This is a genomic window from Xanthobacter agilis (genome assembly GCF_021730435.1).
GTDB classification, from domain to species: Bacteria; Pseudomonadota; Alphaproteobacteria; order Rhizobiales; family Xanthobacteraceae; genus Xanthobacter; species Xanthobacter agilis.
This window is the reverse complement of sequence record NZ_JABWGX010000002.1, coordinates 165,842-188,057: the sequence shown is the minus strand read 5'-3', so window position 1 is coordinate 188,057 and position 22,216 is coordinate 165,842. Positions and strand designations below refer to the sequence as shown.

The window sequence follows — 22,216 nt, the reverse complement described above, 5'->3', positions numbered from 1 at the left end:
GCACATGCGCCGCGCCACGGCACCGGCCATGGGCTGGCACGCGGGGTGGAGACCGCCCCGAGGCACATCCGCCCCGGCAGGCGCGCGGGCGGGAACCCCATGCCGCAGGCGGCGCGGATGTCATCCGAGTGGTTCGCGGGAGTGATGTCGGGCCTGCGCGGCGCCGGTGGCGAGGCGGGCCTCGGCCACCGGCGCTCTATGCGCGCGCATGCGCTCTTCCCAACATCGATGCCGGGTCCCGATACCCATCGGTCGGCGGCCACGGAAGGGGGTGCCGCCGGGCGCCGTCCCTTGCGTGGCCGGGCCGTGCGTCAATATCAGCGGGTGAGGGCGACCTGTTGGCCGGTGTCGGCCATGACGCCGACGTAGCGATTGGGGCCGGATGGGGCGAGGCGCACGGTGACCTTGCCCTGATGGTTCTGAAGGACGAGATCGGGACCCATGGTGTCCCAGCCCTTGGTCATGAAGATCTCGCTGGGGCAGGAGACGTCTGCCTGGGCCGACATGCCGCTCATGCCGCGGGTGGTGGACAGGGTGACGGGGCAGGTGTTGCGCCCGCTGTCCCAGGAGAAGTTCCAGGCGCCGGACAATTGTTCCTTGGCGGCGGTGGGGGCATAGGCGGCGCCGCCGGGATTGGCCGGCGGCGGCGTGAGCGGCACATTGTTGGCGGTGGTGCGCGGCGCGATGGCATCGGCAGCGGTCTGCACGGGGGCGGCCTGCACCGGTGGAGACTGCACCAGCGCCGGCGCCGGCGAGGATTCAACCGACCCGGTCGGCGCCACCAGGGGTGCGCTCGCGTCGATCTGGTTGCCCGCGACCGCCGACGGCTTGTTGCCAAACCCGTCCAATTCGGTGCTGCAGCCGGCGAGGGCGACAGCCAAACTCCCCGCCGCCAGAGCGTTGCCCGCTCCGGCCCACATCTTGCGCCAACCACACTGCATCAAAGCTCTCCGGACGCGCCCCGCATCCCGAGGCCCTTCGCTACGACACCATCGAGGGCGCCCCCGCAGCTCCAGACCCATTCGACGTTCGGATTTCACTCCACCCCAAGCCTGCGCCGACGATCAGCCAAGTCTCCGAGGAAAAGGAACGCTCCACATTTTCCGCAGAAGATGGCAGCAGCAAGGCTGTGTGACTACTTTTCTACCTCTTTCCTCGACGGATGGACGCAGGGTGTCTGTCGCGTTATCCCACTCACTAGGCCGCTTTTACGCCTTTCGACTCATTCGGACCCGCTCCGATCTCCGCAGGAGGATGCCATGTCCCAGCTTCTCGATCCCCGGACGCTGACTCTTCTGGTCACCGGCGCCACCTCCGGCATCGGTGCCGCCACGGTTCGCCGCTTCGCCGGCGCCGGCGCGCGCGTCATCGCCTTGGGCCGCCGGGCCGAGCGCCTGGAGGAATTGAAGGCGCACTATGGCGATCTCGTCCATACCGCGGTGCTGGACACCCGCGACCTGAAGGCCACCGAGGAGCTGGTGGCGAACCTGCCGGAGCCGTTCCGCGCCTATAATGTGGTGTTCGCCAATGCCGGCCTCGCCCAGGGCCTCGAACCCGCCTACGAGGCGCGGATCGAGGATTGGGACACCATGGTGGACACCAACATTTCCGGCCTGCTCTACACCGTGCGCGCCACCCTGCCGGCCATGGTGGCGCGGGGAGAGGGCCATGTGGTGCTCACCGGCTCCATCGCCGGCGACTACGCCTATCCGGGCGGCAACGTTTATGGCGCCACGAAAGCCTTTGTGAAGCAGTTCGCGCTCAATCTGTGGTCGGACGTGGCCGGAACCGGCGTGCGCGTCACCAATATCGAGCCCGGCCTCACCGAGACCGAGTTCTCGGTGGTCCGCTTCCGCGGCGACCAGGGCCGTGCCGATGGCGTCTATGCGGGCGCGACGCCCATGACCGGGGATGACATCGCCGAGCAGGTGTTTTTCGCCTGCACCCTGCCGCGGCACGTCAACATCACCCGCATCCAGGCGATGGCGTCGCAGCAGACGTTCGGCCCGCTGGTGGTGAAGCGCACCCCGGCCTGAGTGGTGCGGCGGGCCGGGAAGGAGACGGAAACGGAAACGGAAACGGTTCAAGGGGAGGCGGCGGCGTGAGCGTGCCCAATCTCATCACCATTTTCCGCATTCTGCTGGTGCCCACGGTGGTGTGGGCCATCGGCGTGGGCGAGGCGGAACTGGCGTTCTGGCTGTTCCTGACGGCGGGCGTGTCCGATGCGCTGGACGGCTTCATCGCCAAGCGCTTCGGCATGCAGACCGAGCTTGGCGCCTATCTCGACCCGGTCGCCGACAAGGCGCTGCTGGTGTCCATCTATGTGGCGCTGGCGGTGGTTGGGGACATACCGCGCTGGGTGGCCATCGCCGTGGTGTCGCGGGATGTGATGATCGTCGGCGCGGTGGTGCTGTCCCTGGTGATGGCGAAGCCGGTGGCGATCCGCCCGCTGGTGGTCTCGAAGCTGAACACGGCGGCGCAGATCGCGTTCGCGGCATTCGTGCTGGCGAGTTCCGGCTTCGGCCTCGATGTCCCGCAGGTGTTCTCCCTCGGGCTTGTGTTCGTGGGGCTCTTGACGGGGCTTTCGGCCGCTGCCTATCTCGCGGAATGGATGCGCCACATGGCCAGTTGAACGGCGAGCCGGCGGGCAAGGGCGACGGGGTGTTACCCGCGCCATCCCGCGATACCGTCCTCGTGCGGCCCGACGACGGCCGGACACGCCCGGTTTCGCCCCATCTTTCCCGCCGTGGCGACGGCCAGGAAGAAGCGATGCCCATGCGGATTCGGCTGTGGTTCTGGGTCGGGGCCCTGGTGGTCCTGGTGCTGACCCTGTGGCTGCTCAGCGGCATCCTGCTGCCGTTCGTGGCCGGCATCGTGCTCGCCTATTTCCTCAATCCGGTGGTGATCCGCCTGCATCGCGTGGGCATCGGGCGCACTGCCGCCGCGCTGGCGGTGGTGGTGGTGATGCTGCTGGTGGTGGTGCTGTTCTTCCTGGTGGCGCTGCCGATCCTGGCCTCGCAATCGTTCGAGTTCATCCAGCGCCTGCCGGCCTATGTGGCGCGCCTGCAGGGGCTGGTGACGGAAGAAAACCGCGAGTGGCTGAGCCATATCGTGGGCGACCGGCTGCCCGACATGCAGCGCTCCATCTCGGAGCTGATGACCCAGGGCGTCACTTATCTGCTCGGCCTTCTGTCCTCGGTGTGGGCGGGCGGACAGGCGGTCATCTCCATGTTCGCGCTCATGGTCGTGACCCCGGTGGTCATGTTCTACATGCTGTGCGACTGGGACAACATGGTGGAGTTCGTGGACAGCCTGGTCCCGGTCCATCGCCGGGAGGTGGTGCACGATCTGGCCCGCGGCATGGACGCGGCGGTGGCCGGCTTCGTGCGCGGGCAGGCCCTGGTGTGCCTGGCGCTGGGGGCCTATTACGCGGTCGCCCTGTCCATGACCGGGCTCAACTTCGGCCTGCTCATCGGCATCGTCTCGGGGGCGGTGTCGTTCATTCCCTATGTGGGCTCGCTCACCGGGCTGGTGCTGTCCACCGGCGTCGCCATCGTCCAGTTCTTTCCGGACTGGAGCATGATCGGCATCGTGTTCGCCATCTTCGTCGCCGGCCAGACCATCGAGGGCTATGTGCTCTATCCCAAGCTTGTCGGCGACAGCATCGGCGTGCATCCGGTCTGGCTCATGTTCGCGCTGCTGGCATTCGGCTATCTGTTCGGCTTCGTGGGCCTGCTGCTGGCGGTGCCGCTGACCGCGGTGGTGGGCGTGCTGGCGCGTTTCGGCATCAGCAGCTATCTGGCCTCCTCGCTCTATCGCGGGCCGGCCGACGATGCGCCCCCCGCCGAGGGGGAATGAGCCCATGGCCGCCCGCGACCTCACTTCGCGTCAGCTCCCGCTCCAATGGCCGGCCCAGCCGGCCCAGCGGCGGGAGGACTTTATGGCCGCGCCCGGCAATGCCGCCGCCCTCGCCCTTATCGATGCCTTCCCCCGCTGGCCGGCCAAGGTGGTGAGCCTGGTGGGGCCGGAGGGGGCGGGCAAGAGCCACCTCGCCGCCATCTTCGCCGCCCGCGCCGGGGCGCGGGTCGTGGCCGCCGCCGACCTCGATCGCGCAGGGGTGCCGGCGCTGCTGGCCACCGGCGCGCTGGTGGTCGAGGATCTCGATGCCGCTCCGTTCGAGGAGGCGGCCCTGTTCCATCTGTTGAATCTCGCCCGCGAGCAGGGCGCCTTCCTGCTGATGACCACCCGCACGCCGCCGGCGCAGCTGGCGCTCGCCACCGCCGATCTCGCCTCGCGCCTCAGGGCGGTGCCGGTGTTCGAGATCGCGCCGGCGGACGACGGCCTGCTGGCGGCCTTGCTGCTGAAGCTGTTCGCCGACCGTCAGGTCAGCGTGGACGAGGCGACGGTGAGCTATCTGCTGCTGCGCATTCCGCGCGCGGTGGCGGGCGCGCAAAAGGTGGTGGAGGCCATCGACCGGGCGGCGCTGGCCGCCCACCGTCCGGTCACCCGCGCCCTCGCGGCGCAGGTGCTGAAGGCGCATCCCGAGCTTGCCGCGCAGGAGGACGAAGGGGACGACGGGTCCCCCGACGACGAGGACGATGGCGCTGAAGATGCACCGCAAACCGGCCGTGCGCCGGTGTGACATACGGCTCTCACCTGCCCGTCATAGAGTAGTCACCTAACCCAGCCATGGTCCGCGCGGACATGAGGGAGCCGACGATGAGCGCACAAGAAGCCGCAGCCCTGGCGGAAGACGAGACGGTCTTGGAGAACGCCCAGAGCGCGCCCCTTGAGGAGGTCCTTGCGCTGGCGCAGTCGCCGCACCGCTTCATCAATCGCGAAATCTCCTGGCTCCACTTCAATCGCCGGGTGCTGGAGGAGGCGTCCAACCGCAGCCATCCGTTGTTGGAGCAGCTGCGCTTCCTCTCCATCTCGGCGAACAATCTCGACGAGTTCTTCATGGTCCGCGTGGCCGGCCTGAAGGAGCAGATTCGCGAGGGCGTGCAGACCCGCAGCCCCGATGGCCTCACCCCCTCCGGGCAGCTCACCAAGATCATGGCGAGCGCGGCCCAGCTCATCGCCGACCAGCAGGTGCGCTGGCGTGAGCTGCGCGAGGATCTCGCCGGCGCCGGCGTGACGCTGGTGGACGGGGCCGACGCCACCGTCGAAGATCGCGTGGCCCTGGAGCGGCACTTCCTGAACCACGTGTTCCCGGTGCTGACCCCGCTCGCCATCGATCCGGCCCACCCCTTCCCCTTCATCCCCAACCTCGGCTTTTCGCTGGCCCTGCAGCTGGTACGCGAATCCGACGGGCGGGGCATGAACGCGCTCATCCGCGTGCCGGCCAAGGTGGAGCGCTTCATCCGCCTGCCGGATCTCGCCGCCCCCGGCGCGCGCTTCATGACGCTGGAACAGATGATCGGCCTGTTCATCGACAGCCTGTTCCCCGGCTATCGGGTGAAGGGGCAGGGCGTGTTCCGGGTGGTCCGCGACAGTGACCTCGACATCGAGGAAGAGGCGGAAGATCTGGTTCGCCTGTTCGAGACCGCGCTCAAGCAGCGCCGCTATGGCGAGGTGATCCGCATGGAGGCCGACGCCGCCATGCCGGAGGAATTGCGCAACTTCGTCGCCCGCGAGCTTGGCGTGCACGACGACGAGATCTTCGTGGTCAACGGCGTATTGTCGCTGAACGAGTTCTCGCAGCTCGTGTCGGTGGATCGGCCGGACCTGAAATTTCAGGCCTACAATGCCCGATTTCCCGAACGCATTCGCGACCATGGCGGAGACTGCTTTCTGGCCATTCGCGAAAAGGACATTCTTGTTCACCACCCTTATGAATCCTTTGACGTGGTGGTTCAGTTCCTTCGCCAGGCGGCACGAGACCCCAACGTTGTCGCCATCAAGCAGACCCTCTACCGAACCTCCTCCGACAGCCCGATCGTGAAGGCGCTGGCGGAAGCGGCCGAAGCCGGCAAGTCGGTGACGGCGCTGGTGGAGCTGAAGGCCCGCTTCGATGAGGAGGCCAATATCCGCTGGGCCCGCGACCTGGAGCGCGCCGGCGTGCAGGTGGTGTTCGGCTTCATCGAGCTGAAAACCCATGGCAAGCTGTCCATGGCGGTGCGGCGGGAGGGCGGCAACCTCGCCACCTATGTCCATGTGGGCACCGGCAACTATCACCCCATTACCGCGCGCATCTATACCGACCTGTCGTTCTTCACGGCGGACCCGGTGATCGCCCAGGACGTGGCGCGCATCTTCAATTTCATCACCGGCTATGCCGAGCCCGGCGAGCTCGACGCCATGGCGGTCTCGCCGGTGTCGCTGAAGCCGCGCCTGCTCCAGCATATCCGCGAGGAGATCGAGCACGCCCGCGCCGGTCGGCCGGCGGCGATCTGGCTGAAGTGCAACTCGCTGGTGGACCCGGTCATCATCGACGCCCTTTACGAGGCGAGCGGAGCGGGTGTGCAGGTGGATTGCGTGATCCGCGGCATCTGCTGCCTGCGTCCCGGCATTCCGGGGCTGTCCGAGAATATCCGGGTGAAGTCCATCGTCGGGCGCTTCCTGGAACACTCGCGCATCTATTGCTTCGGCGCCGGCCATGGGCTGCCGAGCCCGCAGGCCATCGTCTACATCTCGTCGGCGGACCTGATGCCGCGCAATCTCGACCGCCGGGTCGAGACCCTGTGCCCCATCACCAATCCGACTGTGCACGAGCAGGTGCTCGACCAGATCATGGTTGCGAATCTCATCGACAACCAGCAGAGCTGGCGGGTGTTGCCTGATGGCTCCTCCGAACGCATAGTCCCGACCGCGGGCGAGGAACCTTTCAACGCCCATCAATATTTCATGACCAACCCGAGCTTGTCTGGACGTGGAAAGTCTCTCAAGGATTCTTCGCCGCGCAGTCTTCTCGTCCGCCGCTGAGGCTGTGGACAATCCCCATCGGGCGCCCGGCCGTTTGCCGGTCGGGGCGCCGGTGGCGGTGATCGACATCGGTTCCAACTCCGTGCGCCTCGTGGTGTACGAAGGGATGAATCGCGCGCTTGCTCCCATCTTCAACGAAAAGGCGCTGTGCGGCCTGGGTCGCGAGGTGCTTTCCACCGGCCGGCTTGCGGAAGACGCGGTGCAGCGGGCCTTTTCGGCCCTGCGCCGGTTCCGGGGGCTATGCAACGCCATGGGCGTCGGGGCGGTCTACGCCCTCGCCACCGCCGCCGCCCGCGATGCAGAGAATGGACCAGCCTTCATCGCCGAATGCGAGGCCATCTGCGGCACCGCCATCGAGCTGCTGACCGGCAAGCGCGAGGCGGAGCTGGCCGCCTGCGGCATCCTTGCCGGGGTGCATGATCCGGACGGCGTGGTCGGCGATCTCGGCGGCGGCTCGCTGGAGCTGGTGAATGTGAAGGGCGGCCAGATCGGCACCGGCATCACCCTGCCGCTGGGCGGCCTCGCCTTGCAGGACCGTTCCTCGCGCTCGCCGCGCAAGGCCGAAAAGATCATCAAGGAGACCATGCCCGACGCGAGCGTGCTCGGGGATCTGGCCGGGCGCACCTTCTATGCGGTGGGTGGCACCTGGCGGGCGCTGGCGCGCCTGCACATGTTCCAGAAGGGCTATCCGCTGCATGTGATGCACGGCTATGTGATTCCCGCCCGCGAGGCGCTGGACTTCACCCGCATCGTGCACCGGGCGGACGCCGAAACCCTCGCCCATATCGACGTGATCTCCGATGCCCGCCGGCCGCTGCTGGCCTATGGCGCGCTGGTGCTGGAAAACGTGATGCGCCAGGGGCGCGCCTCGGAAGTGGTGATCTCGGCGCTGGGCGTGCGCGAGGGGCTGCTTTATTCGCTGATGATGCCGGAGGTGCGAGCGGAGGATCCGCTGCTGGTGGCGGCCGCCGAGCTCAACGTGTTGCGCGCGCGTTCGCCCCGCCATGGCGAGGAACTGGTGGAGTGGACCGACGCGTTCTTTGCCTCCTCTCCGGTTCTTGAGGAAGGCGTCGATGAAACCCGCCTGCGCCGGGCGGCGTGCCTGCTCGCGGACATCAGCTGGCGCGCCCATCCGGATTATCGCGGCGAGCAGAGCCTCAACATGATCGCCCATGCCGCCTTCGCGGGGCTCGATCATGCCGGACGGGCCTATATCGCGCTGTCGGTCTATTTCCGTTACGTGGGCATCGGTGCCGACGACGCGGAAACCCGCATCCTGGAGCTGGTGACGACCGGCCAGCTCGACCGTGCCCGCATCCTGGGCGGGGCCATGCGGGTGGCTTATCTGCTGTCGGCCGCCATGCCGGGCACCCTGCCGCGCACGCCGCTCGCGGTGCGGGGCGAGCAACTGGTGCTGAGCGTGCCGCGGGATCTGGCACCGCTGGTGAACGAACGCGTCCAGGCGCGCCTGCGCCAGCTCGCCAAGCTCATCGGCCGCGAGCCCCTGACCGAGGTCGTGGACTGATACCAAAGGCCTGTGAGCTTGTCTCACGGGGCTTTGGTCAAGCCCGCGCGGCGCCGAGCGACCCCACTGGGTGTGCGTTCAAGCATCGCGCGGTTCCGCCAAAGGCCGCTGCGTTCCCCTGGCTTTGGTCTGACGCTGGTCCCAGGATTGATCGACCGCCCCTCGTACCAAACGGTCACGACGCCGGCATCGGCGCGGATGCCCGACGGCACCGGCAAGGTCTCGGGCGTGAGGCTGAGAAACGCGGAAGACGGCGCGGCGGTGCTGCCGGAAGGCCAAGCGGTGATTGATCGCGATCGATCCAGATTTCAAATGACATCGAAACCGGGACGATGCAAAGACGCCGGCCCACCACCGCTCACCGGATCGGCCGGTGGGACGGGACGCCCTCGGCCGGGGCTGTTGCCCGGCCGCCGGCTTCAGGTCGTTGGCGGGGCGTCGCGCTCGACCAACACCACGCGGCCCTTCTCCACCGCGAGGGCGATGCGTCCGGCCTTGAGGGCAAGCGCCCGCTCGCCGAACAATTCGCGACGCCAACCCTTCAGCGCCTGCACGTCCGCGGCGTCATCCACGGCGATGCGTTCCAGGTCGTCGGTGGTGGCGATCACCTTGGCCGCGACCGCGTTTTGCTCCGCCGTCATGCGCAGCAGCACCTTGAGCAGCTCCATGGTGGCGCTGGCGCCGTTGGGCAGGGCCTTCTCGCGCTCGATTCGCGGCAGGCTGCGGGGATCGCGGGCGAGACCGCGCTTCACCGCCTCGATGACCGCCTCCCCATAGCGCGAGCGCTCGAAGCCCTTGGGCAGGGACCGCAGCTCCGCCAGCTTTTCCGGCGTCTGCGGCGTCTGTACGGCGATCTCGCCGATGACGTCGTCCTTGATGATGCGTCCGCGCGGCTGGTCGCGGCTCTGGGCCTCGCGCTCGCGCCATGCGGCCACCTCCACCAGAACCGCCAGCTCGCGCGGCTTGCGCACGCGCGACTTCAGGCGTTCCCAGGCGGTGTCCGGGTTCTGGTCGTAGGTGGCGGGGGAGGTCAGCACATGCATTTCCTCGCCCACCCATTCGGATCGGCCGCGGGCGTCGAGGTCGGCGGTGAGCTTCTGATAGATGTCGCGCAGATGGGTGACATCGGTCACCGCATAGACGAGCTGCGCCGGGCTGAGCGGCCGGCGTGACCAGTCGGTGAAGCGCGACGATTTGTCGATGGCGTGTCCGCACACCCGCTGCACGAGCTGGTCGTAGGAGATGCTGTCGCCATAGCCAAGCACCATGGCCGCCACCTGGGTATCGAACACCGGGTGGGGAATAAGGCGGGCCTGGTGCCAGATGATCTCGATGTCCTGCCGTCCGGCGTGGAACACCTTCATGATCCCGGTGTCGGCCATCAGCTGGTAGAACGGCGTCAGGTCGAGGCCATCGGCCAGCGCGTCCACGACAATGGCCTCCTCCACGGAGGCCAGCTGCACGACGCAGAGCTTGGGCCAGAACGTGGTTTCGCGGAGGAATTCCGTGTCCACGGTGACGAAGGGATGGCGGGCGAGACGCTCGCAAGCCGCTGCAAGAGCGTCGGTCGTGGTGATGGGGTCCATGATGTGACCATAATCGCGTCGAGGCGCGGGCGGAAGGGATTGTGGCGTGAATTTGTCCGGTGGGCGCCTCAGGGCAGCCGGTCGCGGACAAGGCGGCAGGCTTCTTCTTCCGACATGGGCGGCCCCAGAAGGTAGCCCTGCAGATGGGTGCAGCCTTCCCGTTTCAGGAAATCGAGCTGGGCCTCGTTCTCGATGCCTTCGGCGGTGGTCTTCAGCTCCAGCGCTTGGGCCAAGCTCAGGATCGCCTTCACGATGGCCTGGGTATGGCGGTCGTCCACCACATGGCGGATGAAGCTCTGGTCGATCTTGAGACGGCTGATGTTGAGGATCTGGAGGTATCTTAGGGATGAATAGCCGGTGCCGAAGTCGTCGAGGGCCAGGATGATGCCCTCGGCGCGGAACTGGTCGAGCGCCGTGCGTACGGAGGTGTCGGCCTTGAGCAGCAGCGATTCCGTGATCTCGAGTTCGAGCCGCGACGGGACGAGGCCGCTCGCTGCCAGGGCGTCGCCGACCTGCTGATAGGTGTGCCCGCCGCGGAACTGGGCGGGCGAGACGTTGACCGAGATGAACAGGGGATCGGGCCAGGCGGCGGCGGCGCGGCAGGCCTCGTTGAGGATCCAGTTGCCGACCTTGAGGATCAGGCCCGATTCCTCCACCACCGGAATGAAGCGCTCGGGAGGTACTTCGCCGCGGGTGGGATGGTGCCAGCGCAGCAGCGCCTCGAAGCCGGCGAGGCGCCCGCTCGTGGCCTCGAAGATGGGCTGGTAGACGACGCGGAACTGGCGTTGCTCCCAGGCCTCGTGCAGGTGGAGCTCGATGTCGCGACGGGCGCGCGCCGTGGCCCCCATGTCGGCTTCGAACCGGCGGGCGTTGCCGCGGCCGTCGTTCTTGGCTCCGTAGAGCGCGAGATCGGCGCATTTGAGCAAAGTGGCGACGTCGGTGCCGTCCCGTGGCGAGAGCGCGATGCCCACGCTGCACCCGGTGAGCACCTGGTGGTGCTCGAGCAGGAACGGCGCGCGCAGCGCCTCGATGATGGATTGGGCCGCCGCCTCGGGGCCCAGATCGTCATCGGCCTGATGACAGATGATGGCGAACTCGTCGCCACCCAGCCGCGCCACGAAATCGTGGGGTGCGACGGTGTCCAGCAACCGCTCGGAGACCCCCTGCAGCAGCGCGTCGCCGATGTCGTGGCCCAGGGTGTCGTTGACCGTCTTGAAATAGTCGAGGTCGATGAACAGCAGCGCCAGCGGCCGCGCGCCGGGGCGGGCGAGCAGGCTCGCCAGCCGCTCGGAAAAGAACAGGCGGTTGGGCAGGCCGGTGAGCGCATCATAGCGCGCCCGGTGATGCTCCTTTTCGGAATAGGCGCGCTCGCCGTCGAGCTGGCGAATCACGAAGAAGATGATGAGCCCAATGAGGATGCAGACCAGCGCGGCCGCCACCACGACCGGCAGGACGCTCTTCAGGGCCTCCCCGCGCAGCCAGGCCACGCTGTCGCTCATGACCGCCGCAAGGGGGAAGTGCGCAAGCCGATCGACCGCCACCACCCGCTCGTGCTCGTCCAGAATGCCGGCGGCGACCATCTGATCGGAGGCTTGGCGCCCGAACAGGGCCTGCGCGATCTGCGCCCGCGCCGCCGCATCGCGGGGGAAATGCGCGGCGCTGCCGGGAACGCGCGCCAGCAGGGCGCCGTCGTCGCGCACCAGCGCGATCAGGCCGGACGGCTGAAGGTCGATGTTGGCGAAGTTCTGCTCGAACGAGGCTTGCTCCATGGTCCCGAGAAGGACGCCAAGGAAGGTGCCGTCGGCGGAGGTGACGCGTCGGGCGAGGATAATGGTGACGGCGCCCGTGGCGAGATTGGTGACCGGCTCGCTGACGAAGCTCGCGGGTCCCTTCATGCTGCTCAGGACGATGAAATAGTCGCGGTTGGAGACGTCGATGTTCGGCGCCGGCCAGTGACGGGTGAAGCTCACCAGCCTTCCGCTGCTGTCGATGACCGAGAGGGCATCCACATGGGGCAGGCCGGACATCTTCTCCCGCATCAGCCGGTGGAACGCCTTCTGCCCCAGGAGGGCGGCGAATTCCTGCGGCGTGGCGGCGCCGGCGTCGGCGACCCGCTCCGCGAGGCTGCGCTGCACATTGTCGAGACTGAGCAGGGCCCGGTCGGTCTGCTCGGCCAGGCTGATCGCGAGGTTGTGGACCTCGCGGCGATGGTCCGCGAAGCTCTGGCGATAGAGGCGGCTGGAAAGCGCAAGGGTGCCGACGCAGATGATGGCGCAGATGAGGACGCCGAGGCCGATCAGCAGCGCCCTGGGCCGCTGATGCCGCTGCCGTGGCACGAGACCGGGGGACGTGTCTCGGCGGTCATTGCCGGCGGCGTCCTCCAGGCGGGAGGTGGGCGAGGGGGCTCTAAAGGAGAAAAGACCTGAACGCACTCGCAATCCCGTGGTTTTCCGCCGGCCTGTCGCCGGCCGCCCGCCGCCCGTCTCACATGGCAGATCTCATAACACGCTTCCGGGCGTGGGAAACAGGACTGACTCCGCATCGGGGACCCGCCAAAATTAGACCCGACCGTCGCGCGCGCCCGGCGACACGGCTGCGGAACGCTCCGAACGCCCCAAACCCTTGACAAGGGGCGGGGCACATGCACCTTCCCCCGGCTTCAGACGCGGACAGTCCGCGCCGCGGCGCGCGAGCGCACGGGCCGGCGCGGGGTGTGCCTGCTTCGTCTCGCGCGCGCCGGGTCGGCTGCGCGCGGGGCCTCGCGGGAGGGGCAAAACACCCCGTGTCCCACCTGTTCAGCCTTGAAAGGGCAATTCAATGCACCGCTATCGCTCCCACACCTGCGGCGCGCTCACCACCGCCGAGGTCGGCGAGCACGTCCGGCTTTCCGGCTGGTGCCACCGCATCCGCGACCATGGCGGCGTGCTGTTCATCGACCTGCGCGATCATTACGGCCTCACCCAGGTGGTGGTGGACCCCGACAGCCCCGCCTTCGCCGCCGCCGAGAAGGCGCGCTCGGAATGGGTGATCCGCATCGACGGCAAGGTGCGCCTGCGTCCCGAGGGGACCGAGAATCCCGACCTCGCCACCGGTGCCGTGGAGATCTACGCCACCGACCTTGAGGTGCTGGGCGCGGCCGCCGAGCTGCCGCTGCCGGTGTTCGGAGACACGGACTATCCGGAAGAGACCCGCCTCAAGTACCGCTTCCTCGACCTGCGCCGGGAGAAGCTGCACAAGAACATCATGACGCGGGGCGCGATCATCGACGCCATGCGCGCCCGCATGAAGACCCAGGGCTTCTTCGAGTTCCAGACCCCCATCCTCACCGCCTCGTCCCCGGAGGGCGCGCGCGACTTCCTGGTGCCGTCCCGCCTGCATCCGGGCACCTTCTATGCGCTGCCCCAGGCGCCGCAGCAGTATAAACAGCTCATCATGATGAGCGGCTTCGACCGCTACTTCCAGATCGCGCCCTGCTTCCGCGACGAGGACCCCCGCGCGGATCGCCTGCCCGGCGAGTTCTACCAGCTCGACCTGGAAATGAGCTTCGTGGAGCAGGAGGATATTTTCGCGGCGGTGGAGCCGGTCATTCGCGGCGTGTTCGAACAGTTTGCGCAGGGCAAGCCGGTGACCCAGAACTGGCCGCGCATTCCCTATGCGGAATCCCTGCGCAAATACGGCACCGACAAGCCGGACCTGCGCAACCCGCTGGTGATGCAGGACGTGTCCGAACACTTCCGCGGCTCGGGCTTCAAGGTGTTCGCCCGCCTGTTGGAGGTGGAGAAGAACGAGGTGTGGGCCATTCCCGCCCCCAAGGGCGGCAGCAGAGCCTTCTGCGACCGCATGAATGCCTGGGCCCAGGGCGAGGGCCAGCCGGGCCTTGGCTACATCATGTGGCGCGAAGGCAATGAGGGCGCCGGCCCGCTGGCCAAGAACATCGGTCCCGAGCGCACCGAGGCCATCCGCCTGCAGCTCGGCCTGTCCGCCGACGACGCCGCTTTCTTCGTGGCCGGTGATCCCGCCAAGTTCTACAAGTTCGCGGGCAGTGCCCGCACCAAGGTGGGCGAGGACCTGAACCTGATCGACACCGAGCGGTTCGAACTCGCCTGGATCGTCGATTTCCCGTTCTACGAGTGGTCGGAGGACGAGAAGAAGATCGACTTCTCCCACAATCCGTTCTCGATGCCGCAGGGTGGCCTCGAAGCCTTGCAGACGCAGGACCCGCTCACCATCAAGGCGTTCCAGTACGACATCGCCTGCAACGGCTACGAGATCGCCTCGGGCGGCATCCGCAACCACCGCCCCGAGGCGATGGTGAAGGCCTTCGAGCTGGCCGGCTATGACGAGGCCACCGTGATCGAGCGCTTCGGCGGCATGTATCGCGCCTTCCAGTACGGCGCCCCGCCCCATGGCGGCATGGCGGCGGGCGTGGACCGCATCGTGATGCTGCTGTGCGGGGTGAGCAATCTGCGCGAGATCTCGCTGTTCCCCATGAACCAGCAGGCCCTCGATCTGCTCATGGGCGCCCCCAACGCGGCGACCCCCAAGCAGCTGCGCGAGCTCCACATCCGCCCGGTGCCGCCGAGCAAGTGATCGGCTGCCTGTTCGGGTGAATGGAAGGCGCGCATTCATGCCATGCGCGCCTTCCGTCGTCCGACATCAAGCGGGGATGGGAAAAGGAGCCGCGTCCTGGTTCCGTGACGGGCCTGGGCGGGGGATTCCGGCGGGTCGGGGGCGCCGCCTTGCGTGCGGCGTGGCCCTGCGGCATCCTGAATGTGACACTCAAGGGATCTGATCGCCGGTTCCCGCGCGGGTCGGGCGCCGGGTGCGGATCCGCCCGGTTTCGACGCACGATCGCATCCTGACCACGCGGTTGGCCCGCACGCGGTGCTGAAGTGGGAGAAACGCCGTTGACCCGTCCCTTCATCACCTTGGTCGTCGCCGCCGCTCTGATGGGGCCGGCGCTGGCCCATGCCGACGACGTTTCCGATGCCATCGCCGATGCCCAGAAGGCCTATGCCTCCGGCGATATGGCCGGCGCCAAGCAGGCGCTGGACGCCGCCGCGCAGCTTCTGGCGCAGCGCAACGCGGAAGGGCTCGCCAAGTTCCTGCCGCCGGCCCCCGCTGGCTGGACCGCCGGCGCGGTCGAGACGGACGCCGCCGCCGCGGCCATGTTCGGCGGCGGGCTCATCGCCAAGCGGGAGTACACCAAGGACGACGCGCGGGTGAGCGTGCAGATCATCTCCCAATCGCCCATCATCGCCCAGATGGCCGGCTTGTTCGGCAATGCCCAGATGCTGGGCGCCATGGGCAAGGTGTTCCGCCAGCAGGGCCGCATGGCGGTGGTGACGCGCGACGGAGCGGTGCAGATGCTCAGCGGCGGCACTTTCATCACCATCGAGGGCAACGCCAGCGAGGCCGAGAAGAAGGCCTTCCTCTCGGCCCTCGATCTCGCCGGCATCGAGAAATCGGGCGGTTGAGGCCGCCCGACTCTAACCCTGTAAGCCTCAAGTGGCTGGCGCGTCAGGGCTTGTTGGTGGCGGTGAAGCTGAATAATTGCAGCGGCGCCAGGGGATCGTCGGAATTGACGAAGGCGAGGAACGGCACCCGGCCCTTGGGGGTGGCGGTGATTTCCAGCGTCTTCGGATCGCGGATGAAGCGGGCGATGGCTTCACCCACGGCGGCGGCCTCCGGCGCGTTGGGCGCGGCGGCGGCGATGCCCTGGTTCAAGAGGTCGAGCAGGTGGGCGCGATAGTCGTCCAGGCTCTGGCCCTCCGCGTCCGCGAGACGCTGGAGCATCAGGTTGGCGAGGCCGTGGTCGGTGATGGTGAGGCTGGCCGGGCCGATGTTCGCCGCCGCCAGGGCCGCGACGAACTCGCTCTCGGAGGCGAGCGCGCCGGCAGGCAGGTTGTCCAGCCGCGCGGTGAATGTGGTGCGGAAGGCGTCCTTCACTTCCACCTCGGCCGGGCTGAGGCTGAGGCTCTGGGTGCCGGCGTCGTAGACCGTGCGGATGGCGAGCGAGAACGTGGCCTGCTTGAGCCCGGCGGCCGCCAGGGTGTTGAAGGGCTCCCCGTCCTCCGGGTCGATCGGGCCGGTCACGTCGATGAGCTCGAACCGGAAGCGGCCGGGCAGGTCGCCGGTCGCGGTCGAGAAGTCGCCCCAGGTGAGGCCGGCGCGGCCGATGTGCAGGGGCCTGGACGGGGTGTCGTCGGAACCGTCAGTGGGGATCTCGATGTCGCTGGCGGTGAGGCCGGTCAGGGCGCGGAAGCCGCCCAGGGCGACGTCGGGCTGGGTTGGATCCTCCGCATGGGCGAGGGTGAGGAGGCGCGGCACGTCGAGCCCGGTCACCGCGATGCGGCCGAACTTCACCGCCCGTCCGTCGGTGTCGCCGTCCACCCCTTCAACGCGCAGTTCGGACAAGACGCCGTCCCGGAACGTGTCCAGGGCGAACACGGCGGCGCGGCCGCCACCCACCGGCTCAATGGTGCGCATGTCCTTGATCTGGAACGTGGCGAAGGCCATGCCCTTCAGCAGCGCGCCCGCATCCGCCAGCAGCGGCGCCGGGTCCGCGGGCGGGTCGTCCGCCGACAGGGCCTTGAGCGCGGCGAGGCGGGCGGCGGTGATGGCCGCCGGCTTCAGCGCCACCCCGGTGAGGGTGAGGCTGGCGCCCTCGGTGCGGATGTCGTCCGCCTGCTCGATGGTGAAGGCGCCAGCCTCCAGGGCGCCGAGCACCGGTCGCAGGTCATCCCCGCCGGCGGCGAGGAGGGGGGTCAGGTCGATGTCGCGGGCCAGGATGGCGCTGGCGGTCACCCGCGGCAGGCTGGAGCCCTCGTCGGGCTGGGCGTCATCGGGCTGGGCGACGTCGGGCCGGGCGTCGTCGGTGCTGCCTTGGGCCGGGGTGGCGGCCTGTCCGTCGGCCTTCTTGGGCGCCGTCGCCGCGCCGTCGGGCAGCCCCTCGGAGGCGAGGCGCGCCACCGAGAAGCGGGCGATCTTGCCGGTGCGCACATCGGTGACGGCGATGCCGTCCAGGGTCAGCTCCCGCGCCTGGGTGGGCTGCGGGGCGGGCTGCGGGGAGGTCTTGGCGGGGGTTATGCGGGTGACGGCGTGGGGCACGTCGATGCGGGCGGCGTCCACCGCCGCGAGCTGGCGCAGCGCGAGCACCACCGGGCTGGCATTGACGAGGTCCGCCGCATTGCCGGCGGTGGGGGTCACCACCAGCGGGCCGGCATATTTCTCGATGGTCACCTGGGGCAGGGTTTCCACCACCCGCGCGCCATCGGCGCCGTCGGTGCGGGTGAGGGTGACGTTTTCGAGCGTCACGCTGTCGGCGGTGATTCGCCCGTTCTGGGGCGCCCCCACCCCGAGGGCGGAGAGCCGGCCCACGGCGAGGGACACGGAGCCGTCCGCCGACGTCACCGAAAGGTCACCCAGGGTCAGGCCACGAGTCTTCAGCGAGACCGCGCTTGACCCCACGCTCGCCTTCGCGCCGGTGGCGCGCACCTGGGTCAGGGCGTTCTCGATGACCGAATAGGCCTTTTTCTCTGCCCAATACTGGACGCCGGCATAGCCGCCGACGCCGAGCACGAGAACGGCGACGATGCCGATGACAAGCGGTTTCTTCATGGGAAAAGTCCTTGCCGGCGACCTCTGCGGAAAGCACAGGTTTCCTGTGCGTTCGCAGCATTGCTCAATTTGTGCGGTGGACCGTGACATCGGCGAACCGCACCGCTACCTTTCGCCCCCGTTTCAGGGATGACGCAAGAGAGATCGTATCGAGATCGCGCGGGCGTACACACGCGAGCGTGGGTGCGCGGTATCGTAGTAGCGCGGCGGATGGTGAAGGAGCAACGACAGGGATGGCGTCGAATATTTCCGAGGATCTGCGTTCCGGAGCGCTCGTTTACCACCGTCTGCCACGGCCGGGAAAGCTGGAGATCCAGGCCACCAAGCCGCTGGGCAACCAGCGGGACCTGGCTTTGGCCTATTCGCCGGGCGTCGCCGCCGCGTGCGAGGCCATCGCCGCCGATCCGCTGCAGGCGGCCGAGCTGACCATCCGGGCGAACCTCGTGGGCGTGGTGTCCAACGGCACCGCGGTGCTGGGCCTCGGCGCCATCGGTCCCCTCGCCGGCAAGCCGGTGATGGAGGGCAAGGCGGTCCTGTTCAAGAAATTCTCCGGCATCGACGTGTTCGACATCGAGATCGACGCGTTGACGGTGGAGCGCATGGTGGACGTGATCTCCGCCCTCGAGCCCACCTTCGGCGGCATCAACCTTGAGGACATCAAGGCCCCCGAGTGCTTCGAGGTGGAGCGCCAGCTGCGCGAGCGCATGAAGATTCCGGTCTTCCATGACGACCAGCACGGCACCGCCATCATCGTCGGCGCCGCCGTGCGCAACGCGATGGAAGTGGGCAATCGCAAGATCGGCGACCTCAAGATCGTCGCCTCCGGCGCCGGCGCCGCCGCCCTTGCCTCCCTCAACCTTCTGGTGAAGCTCGGCGCCCGCCGGGAAAACATCTGGGTCTGCGACATCGAGGGCGTGGTCTATGAGGGGCGCAATACCCTGATGGACCCCTACAAGGAAAAGTTCGCCCAGAAGACCGACAAGCGCACCCTGGACGAGGTCATCGAAGGCGCGCACATCTTCCTCGGCCTGTCCGCAGGCGGCGTGCTGAAGCCGGAGATGGTGAAGAAGATGGCGGACCATCCGCTCATCCTCGCCCTTGCCAATCCCACCCCCGAGATCATGCCGGAGCTTGCCCGCGAGGCGCGGCCCGATGCCATGATCTGCACCGGCCGTTCGGATTTCCCGAACCAGGTCAACAACGTCCTGTGCTTCCCCTACATCTTCCGCGGGGCGCTGGATGTGGGCGCCACCGATATCAATGACGAGATGAAGATGGCCGCCGTGGAGGCCATCGCCGCGCTTGCCCGAGAGACCCCGTCCGACGTGGTGGCCCGCGCCTATGGCGGCGAGACCCGCATGTTCGGCGCCGATTCGCTCATTCCCTCGCCGTTCGATCCGCGCCTGATCCTGCGGATCGCGCCGGCGGTGGCGAAGGCGGCCATGGATACCGGCGTCGCCACCCGGCCGATCGCCGATTTCGAGCATTACCTCGCGGTGCTCGACGACTTCGTGTTCCGCTCCGGCTTCATCATGCGTCCCCTGTTCGCCCGCGCGAAGCAGGACATGAAGCGCGTGATCTATGCCGAGGGCGAGGACGAGCGCGTGCTGCGCGCGGTTCAGGCGGTGGTGGAAGAGGGCATCGCCCGTCCCATCCTGGTGGCCCGTCCCAATGTGGTGGACACCCGCATCAAGCGCTTCGGCCTCGCCATCCAGGCCGGCGTCGACTTCGATCTCATCAATCCCGAAGACGATCCGCGTTACCGCGACTATGTGCGCGACTATATCGAGGTGGCCGGTCGCCGGGGCGTGACGCCGGACGCCGCCCGCACCCTGGTACGCACCCATCCCACCGTGATCGCCGCGCTGGCGGTGCGGCGCGGCGAGGCGGATGCCATGCTGTGCGGCATCGAAGGCCGCTTCACCCGGCATTTCCGCCAGGTGCGCGACATCATCGGCCGCGCGCCGGGCGTGAAGGAACTGGCGGCGCTGTCGCTGCTCATCACGCCCAAGGGCAACTTCTTCATCTGCGACACCCAGATCCAGACCGAGCCGACGGCTCCCGACCTCGCCGAAATGACGGTGCTGGCGGCGGCCCATGTGCGGCGCTTCGGCCTGGAGCCGCGGGTTGCGCTGCTCTCCCACTCCAACTTCGGCAGCCATGAGACGCTCGCGGCCAAGCGGGTGCGGGCGGCCCTGGATATCCTGCGCGAGCGGGCACCCGACCTCCAGGTGGACGGCGAGATGCAGGCCGATGCGGCCCTGGTGGAGGACATCCGCAAGCGCGCGTTCCCGCACTCGCGGCTCAATGGCGTCGCGAACGTGCTGGTGATGCCCGACCTCGACGCCTCCGACATCGCCTACAACATGCTGAAGGTGCTGGGTGATTCGCTGCCCGTCGGACCCATCCTGATGGGCACGGCGAAGCCCGCTCACATCCTGAGCCCCTCGATCACCGCGCGCGGCATCGTCAACATGACGGCGGTGGCGGTGGTGGAGGCTCAGACCGGCCTCTGATCGGCCTCCGGTTCGCGGATGCAGCCACGGGCCCGGTCGCGGTGTCATGCCGCGGCCGGGCCCGTGGCGTATCCGGCACGCTACAGCAGGGGGATCTCGTAGAGCAGATAGGGGTAGGGCGCGTACCAGGCGGGCGGGCAGTGGCGCAGCAGCACCCCGCCATTGGCCTCGATGACCCTGCGCGAGGCGGGATTGTCCTGGGCGCAGCTCAGGCGCGGCACGCACAGCCCCATGCCCCGGCAAATGTCGAGGGCGAGCGCCAGTTGCCGCCGGCCGTAGCCGCGTCCCTGTCGGGAGGGGCGCACCGCATAGCCCACATGGCCGCCGAAATGGACCAGGGACGGCGTGTCGATGCGGGCGCGGATGTTCACGGCACCGATGAAAGCCGGCCCGTCCACCAGCCAATAGGTGGTGGACGGCACTCCCGACAGGCTCGGCCCGCCGGGCTTCGGCATCTGCCCGTCCTCGTCGAGGCGCGCCAGATAGTCGGGGAAGTGGCTCGACACGAAGGCGATGGCGTCGGCGTCGAGGGGCGCGCGGGCGGCCCAGACGAAGCCTTCCCGCAACGCCTCCACATAGCTGTCGCGGAACACCGGGTGGGGACGGGCGAGGAAGCTGTTCTCGATCATGCCCCGCCCCTGCGTGCTCAGCCCTGCCAGCGGCGGGGGCGATAGAAGGTGTGCACGCCGATGCGGTCGAGCTTGTTCATCTCGCGCACCCAGCTCGGATGCACCCAATACGCGTGGTAATGGGTGGCGCGGCCGACGCTGTCGAGCCAGAGCTTGCCATCCAGCATGTCGGCGGCGATCTGCTTGGCCTGCACCCACATGTCCGGCTCGCGGATCACGTCCTTCACATTGTCGCAGGCGAAGGTGAACTGGCAGGCGAGGTGCCGGCTGGCGTTCTGGTAGACGGTGCCGCACACGTCCGCCGGGTAATATCCGGAGAAAACCCGGTTCACGATCACTTGCGCCACCGCGATCTGACCTCGCTTGGGCTCGCCGCGGCTTTCGAAATAGACGGCCTCCGCGAGGCATTTCTGCGCGCGGGCGAGGTTGGCGCCCTGAAGCGCCAAGCGCTGGGCGGGCGAGGGCCAGATGCCGTCGCGCTCGGGGCTCTGCTCCTCCGCCATCGCGGGGGCGAGAGTGGGCGCCGGCGCCGGCGGTGACAGTGGCTGGGGCACGAAACCCTGGTCGGCCAAAGCGTGATACTCGAAGGCCAGCGGCGGGAACTGGCGCGGATCGCTGGCGAACACGGTGGTGGTGTCGTGCAGGATGGCGGGTTCCGCGGCCTCGCCGGGGGAGACCTCGGTCAGGGCGTCGCTCGGTGGGGCGTCCTCGGGCACCGTCTCGGGGACCGGGGGCAGTATGACGTCGGCGGCTTCCATGCCGTCGAAGTCGATGCCGAAGGAGGTGGAGGCGGTGAGGCCGGCACCGTCGTCCTGGATTCCGGGCAGTTCCAGCAGCAGGTCGAGGGCGAGCTCCAGATGGGCGCTCGGCCGGTTGTCGCCGGCGTCGTCAGTGTCCTGCGACGCGGAATCCGCCGCGGTCGCGGGCGGTGCGTCGGGGCCGCTTTGCGGATCAGCCAGCACCAAGAGCGGGGGATATTGAAAGGCGCGGTCGGGGGTGGCGGGCGGCGCGGGCGGTTCGGGCGCGGGCGCCGCCGCGAGGTCGGGAACCGCACGCATGGTGCCGATGGGGCGCGGCAGGTCGAGGGTGGCGACCTTCAGGGTGCGCATGGGGGCCGAAAGGGGGGCGGAGAGCAGCGCGGTGCCGGAGCCATCCGCCAGCCCCGCTTCGCCGGCGGCCAAAGGGCCGGACCCGGTGCCGAGCATGCCGACGGCCACGACGAGCGGCAGCGCGTGCCGCCACACATCCGAAGAAGCCATGGGTCCTGCCCTCGTTCGCCTGACGCGGGGCGGGTGCCGGCCGCGTTCGCGCCCGGTCCCGCCTGGAAAATTGCGATCATGCGTCGTCGCGCGCGCCCCTGTTCTAGAGCCTGTTCCGCGCCCTCTGGGTCGCGAAAATGGCTTCAGATCACGGCAT

The 22,216-nt window shown here is 68.4% G+C and carries 15 protein-coding genes; 9 read left to right on the top strand and 6 right to left on the bottom strand.

Features of this window, described 5'->3' with window-relative positions:
- Positions 1-317 precede the first annotated feature (317 nt).
- Complete coding sequence (locus HUW53_RS02090) at positions 318-941, bottom strand: protease inhibitor Inh/omp19 family protein (RefSeq protein WP_237344078.1); 624 nt, start codon at positions 939-941, stop codon at positions 318-320.
- 318 nt (positions 942-1,259) lie between these two features.
- Here HUW53_RS02090 and HUW53_RS02085 point away from each other — a divergent pair, with 318 nt between their 5' ends.
- The 6 genes from HUW53_RS02085 (at position 1,260) to ppx (ending at position 8,449) form a co-directional block, all read left to right on the top strand.
- Entirely contained in the window at positions 1,260-2,036 is a 777-nt protein-coding gene (locus HUW53_RS02085) for an SDR family NAD(P)-dependent oxidoreductase (RefSeq protein ID WP_237344077.1), read from the top strand.
- Between the two features lie 65 nt (positions 2,037-2,101).
- Positions 2,102-2,632 (top strand): CDP-alcohol phosphatidyltransferase family protein, encoded by a 531-nt coding sequence (locus tag HUW53_RS02080; protein ID WP_237344076.1) that lies wholly within the window; start codon positions 2,102-2,104, stop codon positions 2,630-2,632.
- A gap of 137 nt (positions 2,633-2,769) precedes the next feature.
- On the top strand, positions 2,770-3,858 hold the full coding sequence (locus HUW53_RS02075; protein ID WP_237344075.1) for an AI-2E family transporter: 1,089 nt from the start codon (positions 2,770-2,772) through the stop codon (positions 3,856-3,858).
- A 4-nt stretch (positions 3,859-3,862) separates the two neighbouring features.
- Positions 3,863-4,642 (top strand): P-loop NTPase family protein, encoded by a 780-nt coding sequence (locus HUW53_RS02070; RefSeq protein ID WP_237344074.1) that lies wholly within the window; start codon positions 3,863-3,865, stop codon positions 4,640-4,642.
- A 77-nt stretch (positions 4,643-4,719) separates the two neighbouring features.
- Positions 4,720-6,924 (top strand): RNA degradosome polyphosphate kinase, encoded by a 2,205-nt coding sequence (locus HUW53_RS02065; protein ID WP_237344073.1) that lies wholly within the window; start codon positions 4,720-4,722, stop codon positions 6,922-6,924.
- Positions 6,925-6,928: 4 nt separating this feature from the next.
- On the top strand, positions 6,929-8,449 hold the full coding sequence (gene ppx, locus HUW53_RS02060) for an exopolyphosphatase (protein WP_237344072.1): 1,521 nt from the start codon (positions 6,929-6,931) through the stop codon (positions 8,447-8,449).
- 419 nt (positions 8,450-8,868) lie between these two features.
- Here the strand turns inward: ppx and rnd are convergent, their stop codons facing one another.
- Both rnd and HUW53_RS02050 read right to left on the bottom strand, forming a co-directional pair.
- The gene (gene rnd / locus HUW53_RS02055) at positions 8,869-10,035 is read right to left on the bottom strand and encodes a ribonuclease D (protein ID WP_237344071.1); all 1,167 of its coding nucleotides are present in this window, start codon (positions 10,033-10,035) and stop codon (positions 8,869-8,871) included.
- Positions 10,036-10,103: 68 nt separating this feature from the next.
- Positions 10,104-12,467, bottom strand: coding sequence for a bifunctional diguanylate cyclase/phosphodiesterase (locus tag HUW53_RS02050; RefSeq protein WP_237344070.1), 2,364 nt, complete (start codon positions 12,465-12,467; stop codon positions 10,104-10,106).
- 385 nt (positions 12,468-12,852) lie between these two features.
- Here HUW53_RS02050 and aspS point away from each other — a divergent pair, with 385 nt between their 5' ends.
- A complete protein-coding gene (gene aspS, locus HUW53_RS02045) occupies positions 12,853-14,625 on the top strand; it encodes an aspartate--tRNA ligase (protein WP_237344069.1) in 1,773 nt (590 codons plus the stop codon).
- 317 nt (positions 14,626-14,942) lie between these two features.
- Positions 14,943-15,512, top strand: coding sequence for a hypothetical protein (locus HUW53_RS02040; RefSeq protein WP_237344068.1), 570 nt, complete (start codon positions 14,943-14,945; stop codon positions 15,510-15,512).
- Between the two features lie 43 nt (positions 15,513-15,555).
- On the opposite strand, the gene HUW53_RS02035 is transcribed toward HUW53_RS02040, so the two are convergent.
- Entirely contained in the window at positions 15,556-17,655 is a 2,100-nt protein-coding gene (locus tag HUW53_RS02035) for a DUF4097 domain-containing protein (protein ID WP_237344067.1), read from the bottom strand.
- Between the two features lie 233 nt (positions 17,656-17,888).
- Here HUW53_RS02035 and HUW53_RS02030 point away from each other — a divergent pair, with 233 nt between their 5' ends.
- Positions 17,889-20,171, top strand: a complete 2,283-nt coding sequence (locus HUW53_RS02030) for an NADP-dependent malic enzyme (RefSeq protein ID WP_237344066.1) — start codon at positions 17,889-17,891, stop codon at positions 20,169-20,171.
- A gap of 80 nt (positions 20,172-20,251) precedes the next feature.
- Here the strand turns inward: HUW53_RS02030 and HUW53_RS02025 are convergent, their stop codons facing one another.
- Positions 20,252-20,800 (bottom strand): GNAT family N-acetyltransferase, encoded by a 549-nt coding sequence (locus HUW53_RS02025; protein ID WP_237344065.1) that lies wholly within the window; start codon positions 20,798-20,800, stop codon positions 20,252-20,254.
- A 17-nt stretch (positions 20,801-20,817) separates the two neighbouring features.
- Entirely contained in the window at positions 20,818-22,059 is a 1,242-nt protein-coding gene (locus tag HUW53_RS02020) for a cell wall hydrolase (RefSeq protein ID WP_237344064.1), read from the bottom strand.
- Positions 22,060-22,216 lie beyond the last annotated feature (157 nt).